The following is a 22375-nucleotide window of genomic DNA, read 5'->3' on the forward strand; positions in this document are numbered from 1 at the left end:
CCTCGCAATGACGGAGTTTATTGCAAAGAGCATGCCCCAAGCAACATTGCTCACCTACAGGATCCTCCCATGAAGCTCCCCACCTCGCCCTTCACCGTCACCGACTGGAGCAAGGTCGAGGCCACCACGCATCCCGGTGAAACCGGGCACGCGCTGTGGCGCACGCTCAACATCGGCGATCTCCGGGTGCGGATGGTGGAGTATTCGCCGGGCTATCTGGCCGATCATTGGTGCGACCGCGGCCACGTGCTCTACGTGCTCGCGGGCGAGCTCGACAGCGAGCTGCGCGACGGGCGCAAATTCAGGCTTACGCCGGGGATGAGCTACCAGGTCTCGGACTTTGGCGACGCCGCGCATCGCTCATCGACGGCTGTGGGCGCTACTCTTTTCATCGTGGACTGATGGAACCGAGCGGTGTGCAGCGCAAAATAGCAAAATGCGCAGCGCTCGCTGTGAGCGCGTGCCGCCTTGAAGTTGCCCCAAAAAATCGCTAGATTGTGATGATCGATCCTTGGCCGAACGACTGGGCCGCTCCGTCTCATTTCCAATGGACGAGCACGTTTCAGGTATTTCTCCAAAATCGACCAACCGGGACGATGGGCGCAGCAATGTGCATTTGTCCCCCTGAGTGCATCGTCAATTGAAAGGAAATGACTATGGCAATGGGCACCGTGAAGTGGTTCAACAACCAAAAGGGCTTTGGCTTCATCCAGCCGGATGACGGCCAGAAGGACGTCTTCGTTCACATCAGCGCCGTTGAACGCGCTGGTCTGAGCACCCTCAACGAGGGCCAGAAGGTTTCGTTCGACATCGTTGCGGATCGCCGCAGCGGCAAGTCCTCGGCCGACAACCTCCGCGCCGGCTAGTTGACCGCGCAATTCGCGATCTGACCACGGACGTACCGGCAGATCGTTGAGTTCAGAGACCCCGCGACCGGCCTCCGGTTCGCGGGGTTTTTGTTTGCCCGCTTGTCATTCCGGGGCGCCCGCAGGGCGAGCCCGGAATCCATTTCACGGCAATGCCTGCGGCCCGATGGATTCCGGGCTCTCGCTTCGCGAGCCCCGGAATGACGGGGGATAGTTCAGCCTGCCTTCCTCAGCACCGACACGAAGAACCCATCGGTCCCCGTGCGGCGCGGGGTCATCAGCCAGCCTTCGTCCGATTGCAGCGCGGCTTGCGCAAACGCCTCGGCCTTGTCCCAGAGCACGCTCGCGGTCTGCTCCGGCGGCACCACCACGAGCTCCGGATGGCGGCCGACGAACGCCCTCACCTGCTCGCCGTTCTCCTCAGCCAGCACCGAGCAGGTGATGTAGGCGATGCGGCCGCCCCCCTTCACCAGCGGTACGGAGCGCTCCAGCACCTCGGCCTGGTCCTTGAGGCGAACCTCCAGCGCGCCCGGTCGCATGCGCCATTTGGCATCGGGGTTGCGGCGCCAGGTTCCGGTTCCCGTGCAGGGCGCGTCGATCACAACGAGATCGGCGGTGCCGCTGATATCGGCCAGCGGATCAGCCTCGCCCTTGGGCGTACGGACATCGGCATTGTGGACGCCGGCGCGCGACAGGCGCTCGTGGATGGGCACTAGCTGGCGCTTGTCGCTGTCGGTCGCTATCAGCCGGCCCTTGCCCTGCATCATCGCGGCGAGCGCCAGCGTCTTGCCGCCGGCGCCGGCGCAGAGATCGATCACCTGCTCGCCCGGTTTTGCCGCGGTGAGAAGGGCCGCAAGCTGCGATCCTTCATCCTGCACTTCAACGCCGCCCTTGATGAAATCCTCTTCGGCCTGGATGCCGGGGTTGCGCGCATCGGCCGAAAGCTCGATGCGCAGGCCATTTGGCGACCATTGGGTCGGTTTCGCATGAAGATGAGCAAGCGCCTTCAGCACCTTGTCGCGATTGGATTTTAGCGTGTTGACGCGCAGATCGAGCGGCGCCCGGCTCGCCATCGCGACGGCCTCGGCCGCGCGGTCCTCGCCGAACACTTTGGCCAGATGGGAATCGAGCCAGTCCGGATAATCGCCGGCAATTGCCGCCGGCGCGTCTTTCAGGGAGCGATGGCTGAGCGCCGCCTGCTCGGCCTCGGTCAGCGGCGCCGGCGCGAACCGGCCGCCATCGAACAGAGCCTCCATGGTTGCGGTGTCCATGTTGCGCTCGAGGCGGAGCATGCCGATCAGGCGCGCGCGTGCGGTATCGGAATCCATCAGGAACGCGCTGGAGGCATAGCGGCGCAGCACGTCCCAGACCAGGCCGGCAATGGCGGCGCGATCGCCGGAGCCAGCAAAGCGGTGCGCGGTGCCCCACTCCTTCAGCGCTTTCGCCGCGGGCACGCGGTCGCGTTCGATGGTGTCGATCAGTTCGATGGCTGCGGACAGCCGGGCAGCGGGAGTCATTTGAATCTTTCAAATCAAATCCGACGGTCAACCGTCAGATCAGCAACAGGATTTTCAGTGCGAAGTAGATCCACATCGCCAGCAGCACCAGCACGCCGGCGAGCCAGAGCGACGAGCGCCGGCCGAGATCGTTCGAGCTGACGAACACGCCGGCATGGGCAAAGCGCATCACCACGAACACCCAGGACATCAGCACGATGAAGAGATCGGCATGGCGGAGCGGCAATGCCAGCGCGATCAGGGCGTAGAACAGCACCGGCAGCTCGAACTGGTTGCGGTAGCAATTGCCGATTTGGGTGGCGCCCTTTGGCCAGTTCGGCTCGCCGAGCGCAATGTCGCGGATCTTGGTCTCGCCCGAGACCAGCGCATTCCGGCGCCCGAACACCATGCCGATCAGGAGCGCGAAGGTGAGACCGACCTGCACGAAGACAGGCAACAAGACCATTTGGACGGACATCGGAACTTCCCCGTAAGGCGGCGTGCCGCGGACCGTCATTAGCCGCGACTTCTGGCGCTGACAATCGACGAGTTGAACCGGCGTTCCCGATTGGGCAACCAACTGCCGATCATTGCAGCGATCTTGGCCCCCTGGAGCCCGGCGAGACACGCCGCCGCTGACACGCCCTGTCGCGCCGCAGGACGCCTACACCATCCGCTATCGCGTGCTTTAAACTTTGTTCGGTCGCGGATTTTGCGCGCGCGTCATCGTTCCGACGTCTGCGCGGGCGAGACTTCGCCCATGTCCGAATTTCGCCTCACCCAGATTTCCGACACGCATCTCGGCCGGCGTTTTCCCGGCCTGATCGCGAACTTTCATCGCGTCAGTGAGCACATCGACGCCGACAGGCCTGATCTCGTCATCAACACCGGCGATGTCTCCTTCGACGGGCCCACAAGTCGCGACGACGTCACGTTTGCGAAGAGCCTGCACGACGCCCTCGCCGTCGACTGTCGCTATCTTCCAGGGAATCACGACATCGGCGACAATCCGACCGCACTCGGGCCCGCACCAAAGCCACCGATCGCGGAAGCGCACCGCCAGCAATTCCGCGACATCATCGGCGAGGACCATTGGTCGTTCGAGGCCGCCGGCTGGCGCTTCATCGGCCTCAACTCGCTGGTGATGAATTCAGGGCTCGCGTTCGAGGCCGAGCAGTTCGACTGGCTGTCCCGGGAAATCGCACGCGTGAATGGCAAGCCGGTCGCGCTGTTCCTGCACAAGCCGGTGTTTCTCCATTTGCCGGACGAGCCTGAAGCCCCGGAGACCTCGATCCGCTACGTGCCGCAGCCGGCGCGCGCGCGGTTGATCGAGATGTTTGCGCATGTCGATCTCCGCCTCATCGCGAGCGGTCACGTGCACCAGCGTCGCGACTTCACGTTCCGCCACACGCGGCACGTCTGGGCGCCGTCGGCCGGCTTCAAGATCAACGATTCACGCCAGGACCGGATCGCGATCAAGGAGACCGGCCTCGTCGAGTACCGCTTCGCGCCTGACAGCTTCGAAGTCCGCCACGTCCGCGCCGCAGGCCAGATCGATGTGGATATCGAAGAGCTGTTCGCCCAGATGGGCGGCGAGCACTAGCACCGCGTCTTACGCGACGCTCTTGAGATCCTGCTGGATCGCAGCGAGCAACGACTGCAGCGCTTGGCTGCTCACCGGCTGAGCGACCCGATCATTCACAGGCACAGACTTGACGGACTCGGCTGCCTTGAGCGGACGCTTGGGGAAGCGCGGCGGAGGCGTCGGCATCGCGGGTTGCGTGAACGCACCCTCATCGTCGGTGTGCACGAACTTGCCATGGATGACGTCGTCGCGACGGCCCATGACATACATGGCCGCCCAATAGCCGGCAGCCAAAAGGATTACGCAGAAAATACCGATCTCTAACATCGCAACACCCAAAATATGCGCGATGATTCAATGCCTTCGCTTTTCCGTCAATGAACCGCCGGTCACACAGGCGGCTTTTGCGGGCTGGTGTGGCCAATCGGTGATTCTTTTTTAACCAACCAGCCCCCTGAAGGGGGCTGGTTGTGCCAAATCAGGCCTTGTCCGGCCCGACCCGGACCAGCTGCTTGCCGAAATTGGCGCCCTTCAAGAGCCCGATGAAGGCGGCGGGCGCGCTCTCCAGGCCCTCGGTGACGAACTCCTTGTACTTCACCTTGCCGTCACGGACCCAACCCGACATGTCGCGCAGGAAGTCGCCATGGCGCGAGGCGAAGTCGGAGACGATGAAGCCGCGGAAGGTGAGCCGCTTGGTCAGCGTCGCGCGCATCATCGACGCCGCCCATTTCGGCGGCTTGGCCTCGGTGTCGTTGTAATGCGCGATCAGGCCGCACACCGGCACGCGCGCGAATTGATTGAGCTGCGGGAAGACCGCCTCGAACACCGCGCCGCCGACATTCTCGAAATAGACGTCGATCCCCTTCGGGCAGGCGTCCTTCAGCTTCGCGGCGAGATCAGGATCGCGGTGATCGACGCAGGCATCGAAGCCGAGCTCCTTCACCACGTAGTCGCACTTGTCCTTGCCGCCAGCGATGCCGACCGCGCGTGCTCCCTTAATCTTCGCGATCTGCCCCACGGCCGAGCCGACCGCGCCGGAAGCGCCGGCGACGACGACGGTCTCGCCTTCTTGCGGCTTGCCGATGTCGAGCAGGCCCGTATACGCGGTCATGCCGGGCATGCCGAGCACACCGATCGAGGTCGAGATCGGACCGAACCTGGGATCGACCTTGATCAGGCCCTTGCCGTTCGAGATCGCGTGCGTCTGCCAGCCCGAACGGATCCTCACGATGTCGCCTGCCGCGAAATCAGGATTGTTGGAGGCCGCGACCTCGCTCACCGCCTCGCCTTCCATCACACCACCGACCGGCACCGGCGCGGCATAGGACGGCCCCTCGCTCATCCGCCCGCGCATATAGGGATCGAGCGACAGCCAGATCGTGCGTAGCAGGACCTCGCCTGCGCCAAGCGTCGGGACGGCAAATTCCTCAAGGCGAAAATCGGATGATTTGGGTTCGCCGACGGGACGTGCGGCGAGAACGATGCGCTTGCCTTGCTGGGATGAGCTTTGGGACATGATGGCTTCCTCCTGACTGTCTTTCGACGACGGAAGCGGAGGGAGGTAGCTGCGTCAATACAAAAGCGATGGATTGGATGGTCGCAGGCCATACACACGTCTCGTGTCCCGGACGCGCTGCAGCGCTCTTGCGCTGCTGCGCAGAGCCGGGACCCAGATCGCCAAATGCAACCACGCCCAACGATGGGCCCCGGCTCTGCAGCGCACCGCTGAAGAGGCGCTGCGCTGCGTCCGGGGCACGAGAGTGGAGGTAGACTAACCTCCGCCCGGATAATTCGGCGCCTCGCGCGTGATGGTCACGTCGTGGACGTGGCTTTCGCGCAGGCCGGCGCCGGTGATGCGCACGAAATTCGCCTTGTCGTGCAGCTCCTTCATGTCCTTTGCGCCGACATAGCCCATTGCAGCACGCAAGCCACCGGCGAGCTGGTGCATGACGTTGCCGACCGGGCCCTTGTAGGGCACCTGGCCCTCGATCCCTTCAGGGACGAGCTTGAGCGCATCCTTGATGTCCTGCTGGAAATAGCGGTCGGCCGAGCCGCGCGCCATCGCGCCGACCGAGCCCATGCCGCGATAGGCCTTGTAGGAGCGGCCCTGCCACAAGAACACTTCGCCCGGCGTCTCGTCGGTGCCCGCGAGCAGCGAGCCGACCATCGCGATATCAGCACCGGCAGCGAGCGCCTTGGCGAGATCGCCGGAGAACTTGATGCCGCCATCGGCGATGACGGGGATGTCCGACTTCTTCGCTGCCTCGACCGCATCCATGATCGCGGTGAGCTGGGGCACGCCGACGCCGGCGACGATGCGCGTGGTGCAGATCGAGCCCGGGCCGATGCCGACCTTGATGCAGTCCGCGCCGGCATCGATCAGCGCCTGCGCGCCTTCGGCGGTTGCGATATTGCCGGCGACGACCTGCACGGAGTTGGACAGACGCTTGATTCGGTTGACGGCGTGCAGCACGTGGCGGGAATGGCCGTGCGCGGTGTCGACCACGACGAGGTCGACGCCGGCATCGATCAGCCGTTCGGTGCGCTCGAAGCCGGTGTCGCCGACGGTGGTGGCGGCGGCGACGCGGAGGCGGCCCCGCGCATCCTTGCAGGCGAGCGGATGGGCGACGGCCTTCTCGATGTCCTTGACGGTGATCAGGCCGACGCAGCGATACTGATCGTCGACGACAAGCAGCTTCTCGATGCGATGGTGATGGAGCATCCGCTTCGCTTCATCCTGGCTGACATTCTCGCGCACCGTGACGAGGTTCTCGTGCGTCATCAGCTCGGAGACTTTTTGCCGGCGGTCGGTGGCAAAACGCACGTCGCGGTTGGTGAGGATGCCGACCAGCTTGCCCGGCGTCGATTTGCCGGCACCGGTAACAACGGGAATGCCGGAGATGCCGTGATCGCTCATCAGCTTGAGCGCATCGTCGAGCGAGGCCTCGGGGCTGATGGTGAGCGGGTTCACCACCATACCCGACTCGTAGCGCTTGACCTGCCGCACCTGGGCGGCCTGGCCTTCGGGATCGAAATTGCGGTGGATGACGCCGAGGCCGCCGGCCTGCGCCATGGCGATCGCCATGCGGGCCTCGGTCACGGTGTCCATTGCGGAGGCCATGATCGGAATGTTGAGCGGAATGGCGCGGGTGACACGGGAGCGGATGTCGACCTCGCCCGGCATGACGTCAGACAGACCCGGCTTCAACAGCACGTCGTCGAACGTAAAGGCTTCGCGGATGCCCTGAAGTTGCACCGTGGCCATCTGCCAACTCCTTCCTGCGGCCGTGCCGCAAATAAGTATGGATGAGCGCCGCCCTCGGCGTACCTTGCGGCATCGCCGGAGAATCGGAGCCCATCGGTGGGGTTGACGCGGGTCGATAGCACGGCCGCGCGACGAATCAAAGCAAATCGGACCGCTGGCCAGCCATGCACGGGCTTTTTAGGTAAATTCGGCGGGGGCAGCCGGGCGGTGGCCCCACCGTCATTCCGGGCTCGCGCCATGGGGCGCCCTGGAACGGCGAAGGAACGGAGCGCAGGATTTAGGTGCTATGCGTTGATGCGCAATGGTCCCGGCCGAGTCGTGGTGATAAGCCGCAAGTCCGCCCTTCCTTCTGATTTCCATTACCAATCCGTCATGGTCGACAAGCAACGCATCATTCCGCTGATCGTGGCCACCGCTCTCTTCATGGAGAACATGGACTCCACGGTGATCGCCACCTCGCTGCCGGCGATCGCGGCCGACATCGGCTCCAGCCCGCTGACTCTGAAGCTCGCGATCACGTCCTACCTCCTGTCGCTCGCGGTGTTCATCCCGGCGAGCGGCTGGACCGCCGATCGATTCGGCGCGCGCATGGTGTTCGCGATCGCCGTCGGCGTGTTCATGGTCGGCTCGGTCGGCTGTGCGCTCTCGACCTCGGTCACCGACTTCGTGATCGCGCGCATCCTCCAGGGCATGGGCGGCGCGATGATGACGCCGGTCGGGCGCCTCGTGCTGCTGCGCTCCGTCGACAAGAGCGCGCTGGTCAACGCGATGGCCTGGGTGACGGTCCCTGCCCTGATCGGTCCCGTGATCGGCCCGCCGCTCGGCGGCTTCATCACGACGTACGCGTCGTGGCACTGGATCTTCCTGATCAACATTCCGATCGGGCTGCTCGGCATCTTCATGGCGCTGAAGTTCATCGATCCCATCAAGAGCGAGAACCGCGAACCGTTCGATCTCTACGGCATGGTGCTGGCAGGCATCGGGCTTGCCGGCATCGCATTCGGTCTCTCCGTGGCCGGGCTCAACCTGCTGCCCTGGAGCATCGTCGCGGCCCTGATCGCGGGCGGCGCGATCTCGATGACGCTCTACGTCATCCATGCCCGGCGGACGGGATCGCCGGTGCTGGACTTTTCGCTTCTGAACCTGCCGACGCTGCGCGCGGCCGTGCTCGGCGGTTTCCTGTTCCGGCTCGGCATCGGCGCCTTGCCCTTCCTGCTGCCGCTGTTGATGCAGATCGGCTTCGGCCTGTCGCCATTCCATTCCGGCCTCGTCACCTTCGGCTCCTCGCTCGGCGCGATGGGCATGAAGACGCTGGCCGCGCGGATCATCCGCACCTTCGGCTTCCGCAACCTGATGACGGTGAACGCCATCATCAGCGCATTTTTCCTCGCCGTCTGCGCGCTGTTCACGGTGACGACGCCGCTGCTCATCATCCTGGTGATTCTGGTGGTCGGCGGCTTCTTTCGCTCGCTCGAGTTCACCGCGATCAACACGGTGGCCTATGCCGACGTCGAGAGTGCGCAGATGAGCCGCGCCACCACGCTGGTCAGCGTCAACCAGCAGCTCGCGATCTCCGCCGGCGTCGCGGTCGGTGCCGCCTCGGTCGAGACCACGATGTGGCTCAGCCATGTCAGCGAGCTCAATGCCACGGTGTTCTCGCCGGCCTTCGTCGTGGTGGCGCTGACCTCGGCGGCGTCGAGCTGGTTCTTCTGGCAGATGCCCGCCGACGCCGGCCACGAGATCTCCGGGCGCAAGGCGGTGGAGATCGCAAGCCGCAAGGGCGCAGCCAAGAGCGCGGCAACCGCCGCCGTCAAGGTGGCGACGGAAGACACGCAGGACATGCGGGATCAGCGGCTGGGGTAGTTGCTGATCTCGTCATTGCGAGCGAAGCGAAGCAATCCAGAATCTTTCCGCGGAAGGCTTCTGGATTGCTTCGTCGCTTCGCTCCTCGCAATGACGGAATTTGTGGTTACGCCTTCGCCCCACCGCGAAATCCTGTCGCGAGCACGTAGCGCTCCGAGGAATCCTGCCGGCTCGCGGCCGGCTTGACGTGACGCACTGTGGCAAAATCGCGCTTGAGCTGGGCGAGCAGATCGGCGTCGGCGCCGCTCTGGAAGGTCTTGGCCAGGAACGCCCCACCCGGTTTCAGCACGTCACAGGCAAACGCCGCCGCGGTCTCGATCAGGCCGACGATGCGGAGCTGGTCGGTCTTGCGATGGCCGGTGGTGTTGGCGGCCATGTCGGACATCACGACGTCGGCGCCGCCGCCGAGCATGGCGTTGAGCTTCGCCGGCGCGTCGTTGTCCATGAAGTCGAGCTGGGCGAAGTCGACGCCGGCAATCTCGGGCATGTCCAGCAGATCGATCGCGACGACCTTGCCCTTGCCGTCGATCGAGCCGACGCGCTTGGCGGCGATCTGGCTCCAGCCGCCGGGGGCGGCGCCGAGATCGACCACGGCCATGCCTGATTTCAGCAGGCGATATTTGTCATCGATCTCGAGCAGCTTGAACGCAGCGCGCGAGCGATAGCCCAAAGCCTTGGCCTTGACGACATAGGGATCGTTGAGCTGCCGCTCCAGCCAGAGCTTTGATGACAATTTGCGCTTGCCGCCGGTCTTGACCTGGACGTGCAAGCGGCCGGTGGTGTCCTTGGCCATCTCACCAGCTCCCGAGCGCGCCGTCCTCGCGCATCATCTCGACCAGCATGCCCTCGCGCAGGCCACGGTCGGCGACGCGCAGGCGCGGCAGCGGGAAAGCGCGGCGGATCGCATCGAGGATGGCGCAGCCGGCCAGCACCAGATCGGCGCGCTCGAAGCTGATGCAGCTGTTGTTGGCGCGCTCCTCATAGCTCATGCCGAGCAGCTTGTTGATGGTCGCGGTGATATCGGTGTCCTTCATCCAGATGCTGTCAATGCGGCGGCGGTCGTAGCGCGCGAGATTGAGATGGATACCGGCGAGCGTGGTCACGGTGCCCGACGTGCCGAGCAGATGCATGTCGACGAGATCGCGGCCATGCGCTTGCGCGAACGGCGCGACATGGTTGGCGACCTCCTGCTCCATCGCGGCGTAGATCTCCGGCGTAACGTCGCGGCCGCCAAACTGCTCGGCCAGCGTCACCACGCCCAGCGGGATCGACATCCAGGCCTTGATGCGCGGCTCCGGATTTTGCGGGTCGCGCTCGATCCGCACCAGCTCGGTGGAACCGCCGCCGATATCGAACAGGATGGCGCCGCGCCCCCTGGGATCAACCAGTGGCGAGCAGCCGAGCATGGCGAGTGAGGCTTCCGTCTCGCGGTCGATCACCTCGAGGTCGATGCCGGTCTCGGCCGCGACGCGGCTGCGAAAGCCCTCCGCATTCGAGGCCGCGCGGCAGGCTTCGGTCGCGATCAGCCGCAGCCGCTTGGCTTTGCGCAGGTTGATCTTGTCCCGGCAAATGCTGAGCGCGGCGATGGCGCGATCGATCGCGGCCTCGCTGATCGAGCCGGTCGCCGAGACGCCCTCGCCGAGCCGGATGATGCGCGAGAAGGAATCGACCACGCGAAAGCCGTCGTGGGTCGGACAGGCGATCAGGAGCCTGCAATTGTTGGTGCCGAGGTCCAGCGCCGCGTAGACGCCGGTTCCCGGCGCTTGCGCGGCGACGGCCGGTTCGGGGGCCAACGCCACCGCCGCCATCGACCCCTCGAGCCCACCGTGCGGCCCATGGCCGTCGCGGAGCCGCGTGTGGTCATTCATACAAACTGTCTTTCCGCGGCCGGTTGGGCCGATCTGGAATTGCTTTTTCGCCTGAAACATTAGCAGCGCGGCAGGCCTGCGCAACAACGCATCACATGGGACCATGTCCATTCGTGCGTTGTCGTGAACGGGTCGGTGGGTTATTTCAATGGGGTCCGGTCCCAAAAGGCGCCCAAAAACGCGCAATTGCCGGCTTTTCAGGTCATTCCCATGCAAGAACACACCAAATCCTCGACGCTCGAAAACGCTATTGCACTGCAAAAATACGGTGTCGGGCAGCCGGTCCGCCGCAAGGAGGACGACACGCTCGTGCGCGGCAAGGGCCGCTACACCGACGATTTCAACCTGCCCGGCCAGGTCCATTGCGTGGTCGTCCGCTCGACCCATGCCCACGGCATCCTTCGCAGGATTAATACCGACGCCGCCAGAGCGATGCCGGGCGTCTTGGGCGTGTGGACCGGCAAGGACCTCGACGCGGCCGGGTATGGCCCCTTCACCTGCGGCCTGCCGCTGAAGAGCCGTGACGGCTCGCCCCTGCTCCAGACCAACCGCCAGCCGCTGGCGACCGACAAGGTCCGCTTCGTCGGAGATCCCGTCGCCTTCGTGGTGGCCGATACGCTGGCCCAGGCGCGCGACGCGGCCGAGGCGGTCGAGCTCGATATCGAGCCGCTGCCGGCCGTGACCGATCCCGAGGAGGCCACCAAGCCCGGCGCGCCGCAACTCTACGACCACATCCCGAACAACGTCGCGCTCGACTATCATTATGGCGACACGGAAAAGGTGAACGCCGCTTTCGCCAGCGCCGCCCATGTCACCAAGGTCGACATCGAGAACACCCGCGTCGCCGTGGTCTCGATGGAACCGCGCGTCGGCCTTGCCTCCTACGACAGGAAGACCGAGCGCTACACCATCCAGATGCCGACGCAGGGCGTCGCCGGCAACCGCGCCAACCTCGCCAAGAACCTGAAGGTGCCGAACGAGAAGGTGCGCATCCTCACCGCCAACGTCGGCGGCTCCTTCGGCATGAAGAACGTCAACTATCCCGAATACATGTGCATCCTGTACGCGGCGAAGGCGCTGGGACGCCCGGTGAAGTGGCTCGACGAGCGCTCCACCAGCTTCCTGTCCGACAGCCATGGCCGCGCGCAAAAGATCCATGCCGAGCTCGCGCTCGACGCCGAGGGGCACTTCCTCGCGGCGAAGCTCTCGGGCTACGGCAATCTCGGCGCCTACATCACCGGGGTTTCACCGAGCCCGCTCTCGCTCAATACCGGCAAGAATTTTTCCAGCGTCTACCGCACACCGCTGATGACGATCGACATCAAGACCGTATTGACCAACACCACGCTGATGGGCGCCTATCGCGGCGCCGGCCGGCCCGAGGCCAACTATTACATGGAGCGGCTGATCGACCGCGCCGCCGACGAGATGGGCATCAACCGGCTGACGCTGCGCAAGCGCAACTTCATCAAGCCGAGCCAGATGCCGTTTCCGGCCTCCTCCGGCGTCACCTATGACAGCGGCGACTTCCAGGCGGTCTTCACCAAGGCGCTCGAAATCTCCGACCACGAGAATTTCGCCAGGCGCAAGAAGGAGAGCAAGAAATCCGGCAAGCTGCGCGGCATCGCCGTCGGCTCCTATCTCGAGGTCACGGCGCCGCCGAGCCCTGAGCTCGGCAAGATCGTGTTCGATCCCGATGGCAGCGTGCAGCTCATCACCGGCACGCTCGACTACGGCCAGGGCCACGCCACGCCGTTCGCGCAGGTGTTGAGCGCGCAGCTCGGCGTTCCCTTCGAGAGCGTGAAGCTCGTGCAGGGCGACAGCGATATCGTGCACGCCGGCAGCGGCACCGGCGGCTCGCGCTCGATCACCGCGACCGGACAAGCCATCGTGGAGTCCTCGCGCCTCGTGATCGAGAAGGGCAAGCGCGCCGCCGCGCACATGCTGGAAGCGTCGGAGGCCGACATCGAGTTCGCCGACGGTGCTTTCACCATCGCCGGAACCGACCGCAGCATCGACATCATGGAGCTCGCCAAGAAGCTGCATGACGCCAAGGTGCCGGACGGCGTGCCTGACTCACTCGACGTCGACCACACCAGCGAGCCAGTGCCGTCGGCCTTCCCGAACGGCTGCCATGTCGCCGAGGTCGAGGTCGATCCTGACACCGGGGTGGTGCAGATCGTGCGTTACAGCGCGGTGAACGATTTCGGCACGGTGATCAATCCGATGCTGGTCGCGGGCCAGCTCCACGGCGGCGTCGTCCAGGGCATCGGCCAGGCGCTGATGGAGCACGTCCGCTATGACGAGAGCGGCCAGCCCATCACCGGCTCGCTGATGGACTATGCGCTGCCCCGTGCCGAGGATGTGCCGTACATGGAGGTGGGCGATCACCCGGTGCCGGCCACGAGCAATCCCCTGGGCACCAAGGGCTGCGGCGAAGCCGGCTGCGCCGGCAGCCTGTCGACGGTGGTGAACGCGGTGCTCGATGCGCTCTCCGACTACGGCATCAAGCACATCGACATGCCGCTGACGCCGGAGCGGGTGTGGCGGGCGATCCAGGACGCGAAGGGCAAGGCGTAACGGGCACTTCTGCCTCAACAACAATGCTGTCATCGCCCGACTGATCGGGCGATCCAGCACGCCGAGGCAGTCGTGATTCACGGATGGGCCGCAGCCTACTGGATTCCCCGCCTTCGCGGGGAATGACAGAGAATATGTGGACGCGCTGTGTCCCTTCCCTACGCCGCCGCCTGCTCCCGCGGCTGGTAGATCGCGATGTGCAGACAGTGCGCCAACGGCGTCGTGCCATTGGCGACGACCAGCGCGTCGAGCTCGACGAAGCGGTGGCCCTTCTTCTCGTAGTTCGCGGTCACCTTCGCCCGCGCAACGATCTCATCGCCGGCGCGTGCAGCCGACAACAGCTGCATGCGGCTGCCGACATGGATCCACGGGCCCAGAATGGTGTTGTCGACCAGCACGCGGTTCATGACGCGCTGGATCAGGCCGGGATGGCCGAGCCCCTCGCGTGCGAAAATCGGATCGGCCTCCCTGACATCGGCGAGATAGTCGCTCGCTGCCTGCCCGGCCCAGCGTCGCGGCATCGTGCCGAGCCATTTGCCGAGCTCGAAGATTTCAGGGCTGACCGGCTTGCGCTCGGCCACCGCGGGCACTTCGACATAGTCTCCCAATGACACCGCAGGCGCTGTCGCCGGCAGCGACGCCGTTCCGGTGGCGCAAAGCTCGGTGCGGCTGAAGACCTCGATCGTGAGCAGGCCGTTGTGCTCGGTCGCATCGATATCGGCAGTCTCGCCGTCATAGACCGGTTTGATGAAGCGCGCCTCGACCAGCCCGCGCGCGAGGAAATCGCGGCCCCAGCGCGCCACCGGCACATGCATCATGTAGGCGAAGACATCGACGCCCGGAACCAGGCCACCGGAAAAGCCGAAGCGGCGCGCCACCGTATCGTCATGCATCTTGTTTTCGGATTGCTTGGCGGTGTTGTAGGCCCCTCGACGCGGTAGGTTTCGAGCCGGTTCGGCATGGGCCATATTCCCTGTATTCTTGTTGTTTCGGGCCTGATCGTAGGGCCCGGGGAACACTGGTCAATCCCCTCGCCTTTGCGGCCCGAATGGGGTACCACGCGGCGAATGACTGACACGCCCACCCGCATCTATGTCGACGCCGACGCCTGCCCGGTGAAGGACGAAATCTACCGCGTCGCGCTCCGCCACGGCGTCCCCGTGAGCGTGGTCGCCGGCAACTTTATTCGTGTGCCGAGCGATCCGCTCATCGAGCGTATCGCCGCCGGCGCTGGCATGGACGCAGCCGACGACTGGATTGCAGAACGGGCCAAGCCCGGCGACGTCGTCATCACCTCCGACATTCCGCTGGCGAGCCGCTGCGTGAAGGCGGGCGCCGACGTGATCGCGCCGAACGGCAAACCGTTCACGGAGGAATCGATCGGGATGACGCTGGCGGTGCGCAATCTCATGACGGATCTGCGCTCAGCCGGCGAAGTGACCGGCGGCCCGCGCTCGTTCGCGCCGCGCGACCGCTCAACATTCCTCTCGGCGCTCGACCAGACGCTGCGCCGGATCCAGCGCCGCCGCGCCGACCAGGCCGCAATGAGCCAGAATTCGAGTCAAGGCTAGTCATGGCGCCGCCGCTGATCCAACTCAAGGACATCAAGCTGACCTTCGGCGGCACGCCGCTTTTGAGCGGCGTCGAGCTCAATGTCGCACCATCCGAGCGCGTCTGCCTGATCGGCCGCAACGGCTCGGGCAAGTCGACATTGCTGAAGATCGCCGCCGGCCTGGTCGAGCCCGACGGCGGCACACGCTTCGTGCAGCCGGGCGCGACGGTTCGCTATTTGCAGCAGGAGCCTGATTTCGGCGACCACAAGACCACGCTCGCCTATGTCGAGGCGGGCCTCGCACCGGGTGACGATCCATACCAGGCGCGCTACCTGGTCGAGCAACTCGGATTGACCGGCAACGAGAGCCCGGCCAACGTCTCCGGTGGCGAGGCCCGCCGCGCGGCGCTCGCGCGGGTGCTCGCACCCTCACCCGACATCCTGCTGCTGGACGAGCCGACCAACCATCTCGATCTCGCCACCATCGAATGGCTGGAAAAGGAGCTCGACGGCCGCCGCAGCGCACTGGTGATCATCAGCCACGACCGCCGCTTCCTCACCAATCTCTCGCGCTCCACCGCCTGGCTCGACCGCGGCAGGATCAAGCAGATCGATCGCGGCTTTGCCTCGTTCGAGAGCTGGCGCGACGAGGTGCTGGCGGAAGAAGAGCGCGACCAGCACAAGCTCGACCGCAAGATCGTCGACGAGGAGCACTGGCTGCGCCACGGCGTCTCCGGGCGGCGCAAGCGCAACGTCAAGCGGCTCGGCAATCTGCATGCGCTGCGCGACCAGCGCCGCAACTATCGCGGCACCGCCGGCACCGCGAGTCTCGCCGCGTCGGAGGCGGAGCAATCCGGCAAGCTGGTGATCGAGGCCAAGGGCATCACCAAGGCTTTTGGCGAGCGCGTCATCGTGGACAATTTCTCCACCCGCATCCAGCGCGGCGACCGGCTCGGCATCATCGGTCCCAACGGCGCCGGCAAGACCACGCTGGTCAATCTCCTCACCGGCGGCGCACAGCCGGATTCCGGCACCGTGCGGTTAGGGGCCAATCTGGAGACGGCCACCCTCGACCAGCACCGCGAAAGCCTCGATCCCAAGTCGACGCTGGCCGAGGCGCTGACCGGCGGCCGCGGCGACCAGATCATGGTCGGCGGCAAGCCGAAGCATGTGGTCGGCTACATGAAGGACTTCCTGTTCGCCCAGGAGCAGCGCGGCACGCCGGTGGAGGTGCTCTCGGGCGGCGAGCGCGGCCGCCTGATGCTGGCGCGCGCGCTGGCGAAGCCGTCGAACCTGCTGGTGCTGGACGAGCCGACCAACGATCTCGATCTCGAAACGCTCGACGTGCTCGAAGACATGCTCGGCGACTACGATGGCACCGTGATCCTGATCAGCCATGACCGCGATTTCCTCGACCGCGTCGTCACCTCCGTGATCGCGCCCGAAGGCAACGGCAAGTGGGTCGAATATGCCGGCGGTTACAGCGACATGCTCACCCAGCGCGGCGCCGACCTGAAGCGCGAGACTGCGAAGCCGCAAGCCCCGGCCGAGAAGAAGGAAGAGCGGGCCGCGGCTCCCGCCGCCGTGTCAAAACGGCGGTTGAGCTTCAACGAGAAGCATGCGCTGGAAACGCTGCCGAAGAAGATGGAAAAATTGCAGGCCGATATCGCCAAGCTGCAACGCCTGCTCGACGATCCCAACCTCTATGTCAAGGATCGCAAAAAATTCGACGACACCTCCGCCGCGATCGCCAAGGCGCACGACGAATTGTCCGCCTCCGAAGAGCGCTGGCTTGAACTTGAAATGCTCCGCGAAGAAATCGAACAGGCATAACCCATGACAACTGCTCTTGCCGCAAAACTCGCCCGTGAATACGGTACGCCCTGCGCCGTCATCGACATGGACAAGGTCGAGCGCAACATCGCGCGGATCCAGAAGGCCTGCGACGACGCCGGCATCGCCAACCGTCCCCACATCAAGACGCACAAGAATCCGACCATTGCGAAGATGCAGGTCGCGGGCGGCGCCAAAGGCATCACCTGCCAGAAGATAGGCGAGGCCGAGATCATGGCCAATGCCGGCATCGACGACATCCTGATCAGCTACAATCTGCTGGGCGAGGAAAAGATGGCGCGCCTCGGCGCGCTGAATGCCAAAACCAACATGACGGTCGCCGCCGACAATTCGACCGTCGTTGCCGGCCTCCCCAAGGCTGCAGCAGCCTCGGGCCGTCCGCTCTCGGTCGTGGTCGAATGCGACACGGGCCGCAAGCGCGCGGGCGTCGAGACGCCGGCGGAGGCGATTGCGCTCGCGCGCGAGATCGCGGCGTCCAGGGGACTGGAGTTTGCCGGCTTCATGCTCTACCCGACCGAGACCGGCTGGGGCGATGCCCAGAAATTCTTCGACGAGGCGCTGGCCGGCGTGCGCGCGCACGGGCTCGAGGCAAAGATCGTCTCGACCGGCGGCACGCCGAACCTCAAGAACATCGGCAAGCTCAAGGGCGGCACCGAGCACCGCTTCGGCACCTACATTTACAACGACCGCATGCAGGTCGCCGCCGGCTCCGCCACCTGGGACGATTGCGCCCTGCACATCTATTCGACGGTGGTGAGCCGCGCCGCACCCGAGCGCGGCATCCTCGACGCCGGCTCGAAGACGCTGACCTCGGACACCGGCGGCCTCGACGGCCACGGCCTGATCCTGGAACACCCGGAAGCCAAGATCGCGCGCTTCGCCGAAGAGCACGGCTTCCTCGACCTCTCCCGCAGCAACACACGACCGAACGTCGGCGACGTCGTCCGCATCGTGCCGAACCACGTCTGCGTCGTCGTCAACATGATGGACGAGGTCGTGATGGTCCGCGGCGAGGAGATCATCGGCACGCTGCCGGTGGCGGCGCGTGGGAAGCTGCGCTAGGCGTGAATTAGAGCTTGTAGCTCCCGATCCAGGCCGTCGCGGAACAGCTTGATTGGGCCGGTCAGACGGCCGGCCGGTGGGCGATGCACCAGCCATGCACGCACGGCGGGATTGAAGTCGCGCGCAGCGACCGGCTTGAGCTTGTCTCGAAACGCGCTGCGCTTCAGCGCAATCGGTGTGACCAGTCCGACGCCCAGACCGCGTGACACCAGCGACAGCCGAAGCTCGCTGTCCAGCGCCTCCACGGCGACGGTGAACGGCAAATGCTCAGAGTCGAAGCGACGCTTGAGCGTGTCGCGAAATCCGCAGCCGTCCTGGTTGATCACCCATGAGAGCTGCGACAGACGCTCGAGGTCGACGGTGCGCGGAATCTTCATCTCGCGCGCGACGACGAACACCACCGGCTGCGACCCGAGATCGTCGGCGACGAGATCGGCGGGCGGAACTGCCCCGTCGGGCAGGCAGATCGCAGCGGCATCGAGTTCATTGCGGCTGACCCTCTCGACCTGGTTGGGCGACCAGCCCGAGACGACCCGCACGCTCAGCGCCGGAAATTCGGCACGCACCGCATCGAGCGGCGCGCTGAGTCCGGCCTCGGAGAGAAATGGCGTGAGGCCGAGCCTGAACTCGCCGCGTACGACGCCATCATCAGCGACGCCGGCCTTGAGATCATCCAGCATCCTCAGCAGGCGCCGGCCCTGCTCATAGGCCTCATGACCTGCGGCCGTGGGCTTCAGCGGCTTCGACAGGCGGTCCAACAACTGCGCGCCCAGCATCTCCTCGAGATTCTGGATGCGCCGGGTCACGCCAGGCTGGGTGAGATTGAGGCGCATCGAGGCCGCAACGATCGATCCGGTCTCGACCACGGCAACGAACGCGACGAGGTCATGGGTGTTCATAACGAACTCGCATATTCTTTATAGGCTTAATTGAATTGTAGCATATTGCCAGCCCGCCTTAAAGAGGAACCCGCATCCAGCCCGCGAGGTCCCATGACCATCTCCGAAACCACCAAGCTCGCATCCCGAAACCAACTCGCCGAGCGACCGCTGATCTGGCTCGGCGCCATCACCACCGGCGTGGTCGTCACCAATTTGTTCGCGCCGCAGATTCTCGTAGGACTGATCGGCCGATCCCTGTCCATGACCACTTCGCAGGCAGGCCTCGTCGGCACGCTGACACTGCTCGGCTATGCGCTCGGATTGCTGTTGCTGGTGCCGCTGGTCGATCTGATCGAGAACCGGCGGCTGATCCTGCGCACGCTCGGCTGCGCGATCCTCGCAGCACTCGCAACCGCACTCGCGCCAACGCCCTCGCTGCTCCTGACCGCCACCTTCGTCCTCGGAGCGTCCTGCGCCGCGATCCAGATGATGGTCCCGCTCGTGGCCTCGATGGTGGCGCCCGAGCGCCGCGGCCAGGCCATCGGGGAGGTGATGAGCGGATTGATGATCGGCATCCTGTTGTCCCGGCCCGCGGCGAGCCTGATCGCCGATCTCTGGAGCTGGCGCGCCTATTATCTTGCCTCAGCCATCCTGATGACGTTCCTCGCCGGCGCGCTCGGCCGTTATCTGCCGACGCTGCAACCGGCGGCCCGCGTCGGCTACGGCGAACTGCTGCGCTCGTTCCCAAAATTGCTGCGGGAAGAGCCGGTGCTGCGCGTGCGGGCCTGGACCGCATCGCTGGTCATGGCATCTTTCACCGCATTCTGGTCCGCGGTCGCGCTGCGCCTGCCGGAAGCACCGTTTGCGCTCGACGCCAAGGGCATAGCTGCTTTCGCGCTGATCGGCGTCGCGGGCGCCGCGGCGACGCCGCTTGCAGGCCGCTGGGGCGACAAGGGCTGGGCACGTCCGCTGTTCTTCGCCGCACATCTGGGCATCATCGGCTCGCTCGCGCTCTGCGCCTGGGCCGGTACGATGGAATCGCGCGTGGCGGCTCTGCTGGTGCTGAGCCTCGGGACGATCCTGCTCGACATTGGCATCACCGCCGACCAGACGCTCGGCCGCCGCGCCGTCAATCTGCTGCGGCCCGAGGCGCGCGGCCGCATCAACGGCCTGTTCGTTGCGCTGTTCTTCATCGGCGGCGGTATCGGCTCAGCGGCGGCCTCGCTGGCCTGGAGTTTTGGCGGCTGGACCGCGGTCTGCGTGGTGGCGGCGAGCTTTGGTGTGCTCGGTTTCCTCACGGATCTCGTGACAAGGACGGGGACGTCATGAACAGGAGGACGCAAGCCACTCCAACACGCCCCTGCCCGCCGCCGCACCGGTCGCAAACGACGCCTGCAGTAGATAGCCGCCGGTCGGCGCTTCCCAATCCAGCATCTCGCCGGCGGCGAACACGCCGGGCAGTTTGCTCAGCATGAAATGCTCGTCGAGCTGATCGAAGGCAATCCCGCCCGCGGACGAGATGGCGCGATCGATCGTGGCAACACCGGTGAGCTGAACCGGGATCGCGTTCACCAGATGCGCGAGCTCCGCAGGCGCAAACGCTGCCAGCGACCGGCCAGACGCAATGGCCGCTTCTTGCATCAACCCGATGCCGACCGGCGACAATTGTGCCGCCTTGCGCAGAAAATTCGCCAGCGATTGCTTGCCGCGCGTGCCCGACAGCCGCGTGGTCAGCGCGGCGGCGTCGAGATCGGGCCGCAAGGCGATCATCAACGTCGCCTGCCCGATCCCTAGCACCGCCTCACGCAGCTCCGCCGACAGCGCGTAGATCGCGCCGCCCTCGATGCCGCCGCGGGTGATCATGGCTTCGCCGCGCACCGTGTGCGCGGCGACCGTCAGCGCCACGCCCTTCAGCGGCTGGCCTTCGAACCGATCGCGAAATACGTCGGACCATGCGACCGTGAAGCCGGAATTGGCCGGCCTGAGTTTTGAGACGGCGACGCCTTTGACGGCGAGACAATCGACCCACGCGCCATCCGAACCCAAACGCGGCCAGCTCGCGCCGCCGAGCGCGAGCACGGTTGCTCTCCGGGCGATGGCACGCGCGCCATCGGGCGTTTGAAATTGGAGCCGGCCCGCCTCGTCCCATCCGGTCCAGCGATGCCGAAACGCGAATTGCACGCCGGCCGCATCGAGCCGCCGCAGCCAGGCGCGCAGCAGGGGCGAGGCCTTGAACGTTTTTCGGAACACTCGCCCGCTACTACCGACGAAGGTCAGCTGCCCGAGCGCCGCGCTCCAGTCGCGCAGCGCATCGGGCGGAAATGCCTCGATCGCCGCGCGCAGATCCGGCATTGCTTCCCGGTAGCGCGCAAGAAAATCCGCCAGCGGCTCGCTGTGGGTGAGATTGAGCCCGCCACGGCCGGCCATCAGGAATTTGCGGCCCGCCGACGGCATGGCGTCATAGACGGTGACGCGGGCGCCACCCGACACGAGCGCCTCCGCCGCCATCAGCCCGGCGGGACCGGCACCGATGACGGCGACGTCAGTCAGAGCTTGATCCCCACCCGTGCCGCGGCCTGCGCCACGTATTTCTGCGTCTGCTCGAACGCGCCGGTCAGCGCTCTGGCCTTCGACATGTCGCTGATCTCGGCGAAATGCGCGGCGATCGCATCGGGGGTCCAGTCGGACTCCGGCAGATTGATGCCCTCGCTCTCAACAATCTTGATCACGGCGAAGGAACCGGCACCGGCGCCCATGATGGTGCGGGTCGGCGCGTCCTCGCTCAGCATGTACTCGACGGCGGGCGTGATCGCGTTCGGCTTCATCAATTGCAGCGCCTGCGGCGGCAGCAGCTCTTCCGTCATGCGGGTGGCCGCGGTCGGCGAGATGATGTTGACGCGGATGTTCGTCTTACGGCCTTCCTCGGCCAGCACGTTCATCAGGCCAACCATACCGGACTTCGCCGCGCCGTAATTGGCCTGGCCGAAATTGCCATAGAGGCCGGAGGACGAGGTCGTCAGCACGATGCGGCCGTAGTTGCGGTCGCGCATGCCGGCCCAGACCGCCTTGCAGCAATAGAAGGTGCCGACGAGATGCACGTCGAGCACCTTCTGGAAATCGGCCGCTTCCATCTTGCCGAACGACTTGTCGCGCAGGATGCCGGCATTGGCGCACATGATGTCGACGCTGCCCCATTCCTTGGTGGCGCGCTCGACCATGGCGGTGACCTGCTCGAAATTGGAGACGTCGGCGCCGTCGGCCATCGCGGTGCCGCCGGCTTTGCGGATCTCCTCGACCACGGTCTCGGCCGGCGAGAGCGAACCACCGCTGCCGTCACGCGCGCCGCCGAAATCATTGACGACGACTTTCGCGCCACGGCTCGCCAGGCCCAGCGCATGCGCCTTGCCGAGACCATTGCCCGCGCCGGTGACGATGGCGACGCGTCCGTCGAACCTGATTGCCATGGGTGTGCTTCCTGGATGTGAGGCGTCATGACCGGGTCC

General features: G+C 65.4%; 19 protein-coding genes and 1 pseudogene. 9 read left to right on the forward strand and 11 right to left on the reverse strand.

Features of this window, described 5'->3' with window-relative positions; translation table 11 throughout:
- The first annotated feature begins 69 nt into the window (after nucleotides 1-69).
- Nucleotides 70-402, forward strand: a complete 333-nt coding sequence (locus tag ABID59_RS25870; protein WP_354085255.1) for a DHCW motif cupin fold protein — start codon at nucleotides 70-72, stop codon at nucleotides 400-402.
- A gap of 254 nt (nucleotides 403-656) precedes the next feature.
- Nucleotides 657-866, forward strand: coding sequence for a cold-shock protein (locus ABID59_RS25875; RefSeq protein ID WP_148749473.1), 210 nt, complete (start codon nucleotides 657-659; stop codon nucleotides 864-866).
- A 215-nt stretch (nucleotides 867-1081) separates the two neighbouring features.
- Here ABID59_RS25875 and ABID59_RS25880 read toward each other — a convergent pair whose 3' ends face one another.
- Nucleotides 1082-2383 carry an RsmB/NOP family class I SAM-dependent RNA methyltransferase gene (locus ABID59_RS25880; protein ID WP_354085256.1) on the reverse strand — a complete coding sequence of 434 codons (1302 nt, stop codon included), beginning with the start codon at nucleotides 2381-2383 and terminating at the stop codon, nucleotides 1082-1084.
- A gap of 34 nt (nucleotides 2384-2417) precedes the next feature.
- Nucleotides 2418-2840 carry an MAPEG family protein gene (locus ABID59_RS25885; RefSeq protein WP_354085257.1) on the reverse strand — a complete coding sequence of 141 codons (423 nt, stop codon included), beginning with the start codon at nucleotides 2838-2840 and terminating at the stop codon, nucleotides 2418-2420.
- A gap of 282 nt (nucleotides 2841-3122) precedes the next feature.
- Here ABID59_RS25885 and ABID59_RS25890 point away from each other — a divergent pair, with 282 nt between their 5' ends.
- Nucleotides 3123-3965 carry a metallophosphoesterase family protein gene (locus ABID59_RS25890; RefSeq protein WP_354085258.1) on the forward strand — a complete coding sequence of 281 codons (843 nt, stop codon included), beginning with the start codon at nucleotides 3123-3125 and terminating at the stop codon, nucleotides 3963-3965.
- A gap of 9 nt (nucleotides 3966-3974) precedes the next feature.
- Here ABID59_RS25890 and ABID59_RS25895 read toward each other — a convergent pair whose 3' ends face one another.
- The 3 genes from ABID59_RS25895 to guaB form a co-directional block, all read right to left on the reverse strand.
- A complete protein-coding gene (locus ABID59_RS25895; protein WP_354085259.1) occupies nucleotides 3975-4274 on the reverse strand; it encodes a hypothetical protein in 300 nt (99 codons plus the stop codon).
- Between the two features lie 151 nt (nucleotides 4275-4425).
- Nucleotides 4426-5463, reverse strand: a complete 1038-nt coding sequence (curA, locus tag ABID59_RS25900) for an NADPH-dependent curcumin/dihydrocurcumin reductase (protein ID WP_354085260.1) — start codon at nucleotides 5461-5463, stop codon at nucleotides 4426-4428.
- 255 nt (nucleotides 5464-5718) lie between these two features.
- Nucleotides 5719-7212: an IMP dehydrogenase gene (gene guaB, locus ABID59_RS25905; RefSeq protein ID WP_354085261.1), complete on the reverse strand. Its 1494-nt coding sequence runs from the start codon at nucleotides 7210-7212 to the stop codon at nucleotides 5719-5721.
- Nucleotides 7213-7584: 372 nt separating this feature from the next.
- Between guaB and ABID59_RS25910 the strand changes: the two genes are divergently transcribed.
- On the forward strand, nucleotides 7585-9075 hold the full coding sequence (locus tag ABID59_RS25910; protein ID WP_148749466.1) for an MFS transporter: 1491 nt from the start codon (nucleotides 7585-7587) through the stop codon (nucleotides 9073-9075).
- 106 nt (nucleotides 9076-9181) lie between these two features.
- Here ABID59_RS25910 and ABID59_RS25915 read toward each other — a convergent pair whose 3' ends face one another.
- Both ABID59_RS25915 and ABID59_RS25920 read right to left on the reverse strand, forming a co-directional pair.
- Nucleotides 9182-9868, reverse strand: coding sequence for an RlmE family RNA methyltransferase (locus ABID59_RS25915; protein ID WP_354085262.1), 687 nt, complete (start codon nucleotides 9866-9868; stop codon nucleotides 9182-9184).
- Nucleotide 9869: 1 nt separating this feature from the next.
- A complete protein-coding gene (locus ABID59_RS25920) occupies nucleotides 9870-10943 on the reverse strand; it encodes a Ppx/GppA phosphatase family protein (protein WP_354085263.1) in 1074 nt (357 codons plus the stop codon).
- Between the two features lie 210 nt (nucleotides 10944-11153).
- Here ABID59_RS25920 and ABID59_RS25925 point away from each other — a divergent pair, with 210 nt between their 5' ends.
- Nucleotides 11154-13523, forward strand: a complete 2370-nt coding sequence (locus ABID59_RS25925; protein WP_354085264.1) for a xanthine dehydrogenase family protein molybdopterin-binding subunit — start codon at nucleotides 11154-11156, stop codon at nucleotides 13521-13523.
- Nucleotides 13524-13681: 158 nt separating this feature from the next.
- Here the strand turns inward: ABID59_RS25925 and ABID59_RS25930 are convergent.
- A pseudogene (locus ABID59_RS25930) lies at nucleotides 13682-14484 on the reverse strand (hypothetical protein).
- A gap of 106 nt (nucleotides 14485-14590) precedes the next feature.
- On the opposite strand from ABID59_RS25930, the gene ABID59_RS25935 reads away from it, so the two are divergent.
- The 3 genes from ABID59_RS25935 to ABID59_RS25945 are packed head-to-tail and all read left to right on the forward strand — an operon-like array spanning nucleotide 14591 to nucleotide 17991.
- Nucleotides 14591-15094 (forward strand): YaiI/YqxD family protein, encoded by a 504-nt coding sequence (locus tag ABID59_RS25935; protein ID WP_354085401.1) that lies wholly within the window; start codon nucleotides 14591-14593, stop codon nucleotides 15092-15094.
- A gap of 2 nt (nucleotides 15095-15096) precedes the next feature.
- The gene (locus tag ABID59_RS25940; RefSeq protein ID WP_354085265.1) at nucleotides 15097-16908 is read left to right on the forward strand and encodes an ABC-F family ATP-binding cassette domain-containing protein; all 1812 of its coding nucleotides are present in this window, start codon (nucleotides 15097-15099) and stop codon (nucleotides 16906-16908) included.
- Nucleotides 16909-16911: 3 nt separating this feature from the next.
- A complete protein-coding gene (locus ABID59_RS25945; protein ID WP_354085266.1) occupies nucleotides 16912-17991 on the forward strand; it encodes a D-TA family PLP-dependent enzyme in 1080 nt (359 codons plus the stop codon).
- On the opposite strand, the gene ABID59_RS25950 is transcribed toward ABID59_RS25945, so the two are convergent.
- A complete protein-coding gene (locus tag ABID59_RS25950) occupies nucleotides 17988-18890 on the reverse strand; it encodes a LysR family transcriptional regulator (protein ID WP_354085267.1) in 903 nt (300 codons plus the stop codon). The genes ABID59_RS25945 and ABID59_RS25950 overlap by 4 nt on opposite strands.
- 93 nt (nucleotides 18891-18983) lie before the next feature.
- On the opposite strand from ABID59_RS25950, the gene ABID59_RS25955 reads away from it, so the two are divergent.
- Nucleotides 18984-20201 (forward strand): MFS transporter, encoded by a 1218-nt coding sequence (locus ABID59_RS25955; protein ID WP_354085268.1) that lies wholly within the window; start codon nucleotides 18984-18986, stop codon nucleotides 20199-20201.
- Here ABID59_RS25955 and ABID59_RS25960 read toward each other — a convergent pair.
- Nucleotides 20196-21422: a BaiN/RdsA family NAD(P)/FAD-dependent oxidoreductase gene (locus tag ABID59_RS25960; RefSeq protein ID WP_354085402.1), complete on the reverse strand. Its 1227-nt coding sequence runs from the start codon at nucleotides 21420-21422 to the stop codon at nucleotides 20196-20198. The genes ABID59_RS25955 and ABID59_RS25960 overlap by 6 nt on opposite strands.
- The gene (locus ABID59_RS25965; protein WP_354085269.1) at nucleotides 21419-22336 is read right to left on the reverse strand and encodes an SDR family NAD(P)-dependent oxidoreductase; all 918 of its coding nucleotides are present in this window, start codon (nucleotides 22334-22336) and stop codon (nucleotides 21419-21421) included. The genes ABID59_RS25960 and ABID59_RS25965 overlap by 4 nt, the downstream gene beginning before the upstream one ends.
- Nucleotides 22337-22375 lie beyond the last annotated feature (39 nt).

It is taken from the genome of Bradyrhizobium sp. S3.3.6 (assembly GCF_040546905.1).
GTDB classification, from domain to species: Bacteria; Pseudomonadota; Alphaproteobacteria; order Rhizobiales; family Xanthobacteraceae; genus Bradyrhizobium; species Bradyrhizobium cytisi.

What these genes read in the sequence shown, in the direction of transcription:
- ABID59_RS25870 (WP_354085255.1), top strand. Translation starts at nt 70, where the DNA reads ATGAAGCTCCCCACCTCGCCCTTCACCGTCACCGACTGGAGCAAGGTC.
- ABID59_RS25875 (WP_148749473.1), top strand. Translation starts at nt 657, where the DNA reads ATGGCAATGGGCACCGTGAAGTGGTTCAACAACCAAAAGGGCTTTGGC.
- ABID59_RS25880 (WP_354085256.1), bottom strand. Translation starts at nt 2,383, where the DNA reads ATGACTCCCGCTGCCCGGCTGTCCGCAGCCATCGAACTGATCGACACC.
- ABID59_RS25885 (WP_354085257.1), bottom strand. Translation starts at nt 2,840, where the DNA reads ATGTCCGTCCAAATGGTCTTGTTGCCTGTCTTCGTGCAGGTCGGTCTC.
- ABID59_RS25890 (WP_354085258.1), top strand. Translation starts at nt 3,123, where the DNA reads ATGTCCGAATTTCGCCTCACCCAGATTTCCGACACGCATCTCGGCCGG.
- ABID59_RS25895 (WP_354085259.1), bottom strand. Translation starts at nt 4,274, where the DNA reads ATGTTAGAGATCGGTATTTTCTGCGTAATCCTTTTGGCTGCCGGCTAT.
- curA (WP_354085260.1), bottom strand. Translation starts at nt 5,463, where the DNA reads ATGTCCCAAAGCTCATCCCAGCAAGGCAAGCGCATCGTTCTCGCCGCA.
- guaB (WP_354085261.1), bottom strand. Translation starts at nt 7,212, where the DNA reads ATGGCCACGGTGCAACTTCAGGGCATCCGCGAAGCCTTTACGTTCGAC.
- ABID59_RS25910 (WP_148749466.1), top strand. Translation starts at nt 7,585, where the DNA reads ATGGTCGACAAGCAACGCATCATTCCGCTGATCGTGGCCACCGCTCTC.
- ABID59_RS25915 (WP_354085262.1), bottom strand. Translation starts at nt 9,868, where the DNA reads ATGGCCAAGGACACCACCGGCCGCTTGCACGTCCAGGTCAAGACCGGC.
- ABID59_RS25920 (WP_354085263.1), bottom strand. Translation starts at nt 10,943, where the DNA reads ATGAATGACCACACGCGGCTCCGCGACGGCCATGGGCCGCACGGTGGG.
- ABID59_RS25925 (WP_354085264.1), top strand. Translation starts at nt 11,154, where the DNA reads ATGCAAGAACACACCAAATCCTCGACGCTCGAAAACGCTATTGCACTG.
- ABID59_RS25935 (WP_354085401.1), top strand. Translation starts at nt 14,591, where the DNA reads ATGACTGACACGCCCACCCGCATCTATGTCGACGCCGACGCCTGCCCG.
- ABID59_RS25940 (WP_354085265.1), top strand. Translation starts at nt 15,097, where the DNA reads ATGGCGCCGCCGCTGATCCAACTCAAGGACATCAAGCTGACCTTCGGC.
- ABID59_RS25945 (WP_354085266.1), top strand. Translation starts at nt 16,912, where the DNA reads ATGACAACTGCTCTTGCCGCAAAACTCGCCCGTGAATACGGTACGCCC.
- ABID59_RS25950 (WP_354085267.1), bottom strand. Translation starts at nt 18,890, where the DNA reads ATGAACACCCATGACCTCGTCGCGTTCGTTGCCGTGGTCGAGACCGGA.
- ABID59_RS25955 (WP_354085268.1), top strand. Translation starts at nt 18,984, where the DNA reads ATGACCATCTCCGAAACCACCAAGCTCGCATCCCGAAACCAACTCGCC.
- ABID59_RS25965 (WP_354085269.1), bottom strand. Translation starts at nt 22,336, where the DNA reads ATGGCAATCAGGTTCGACGGACGCGTCGCCATCGTCACCGGCGCGGGC.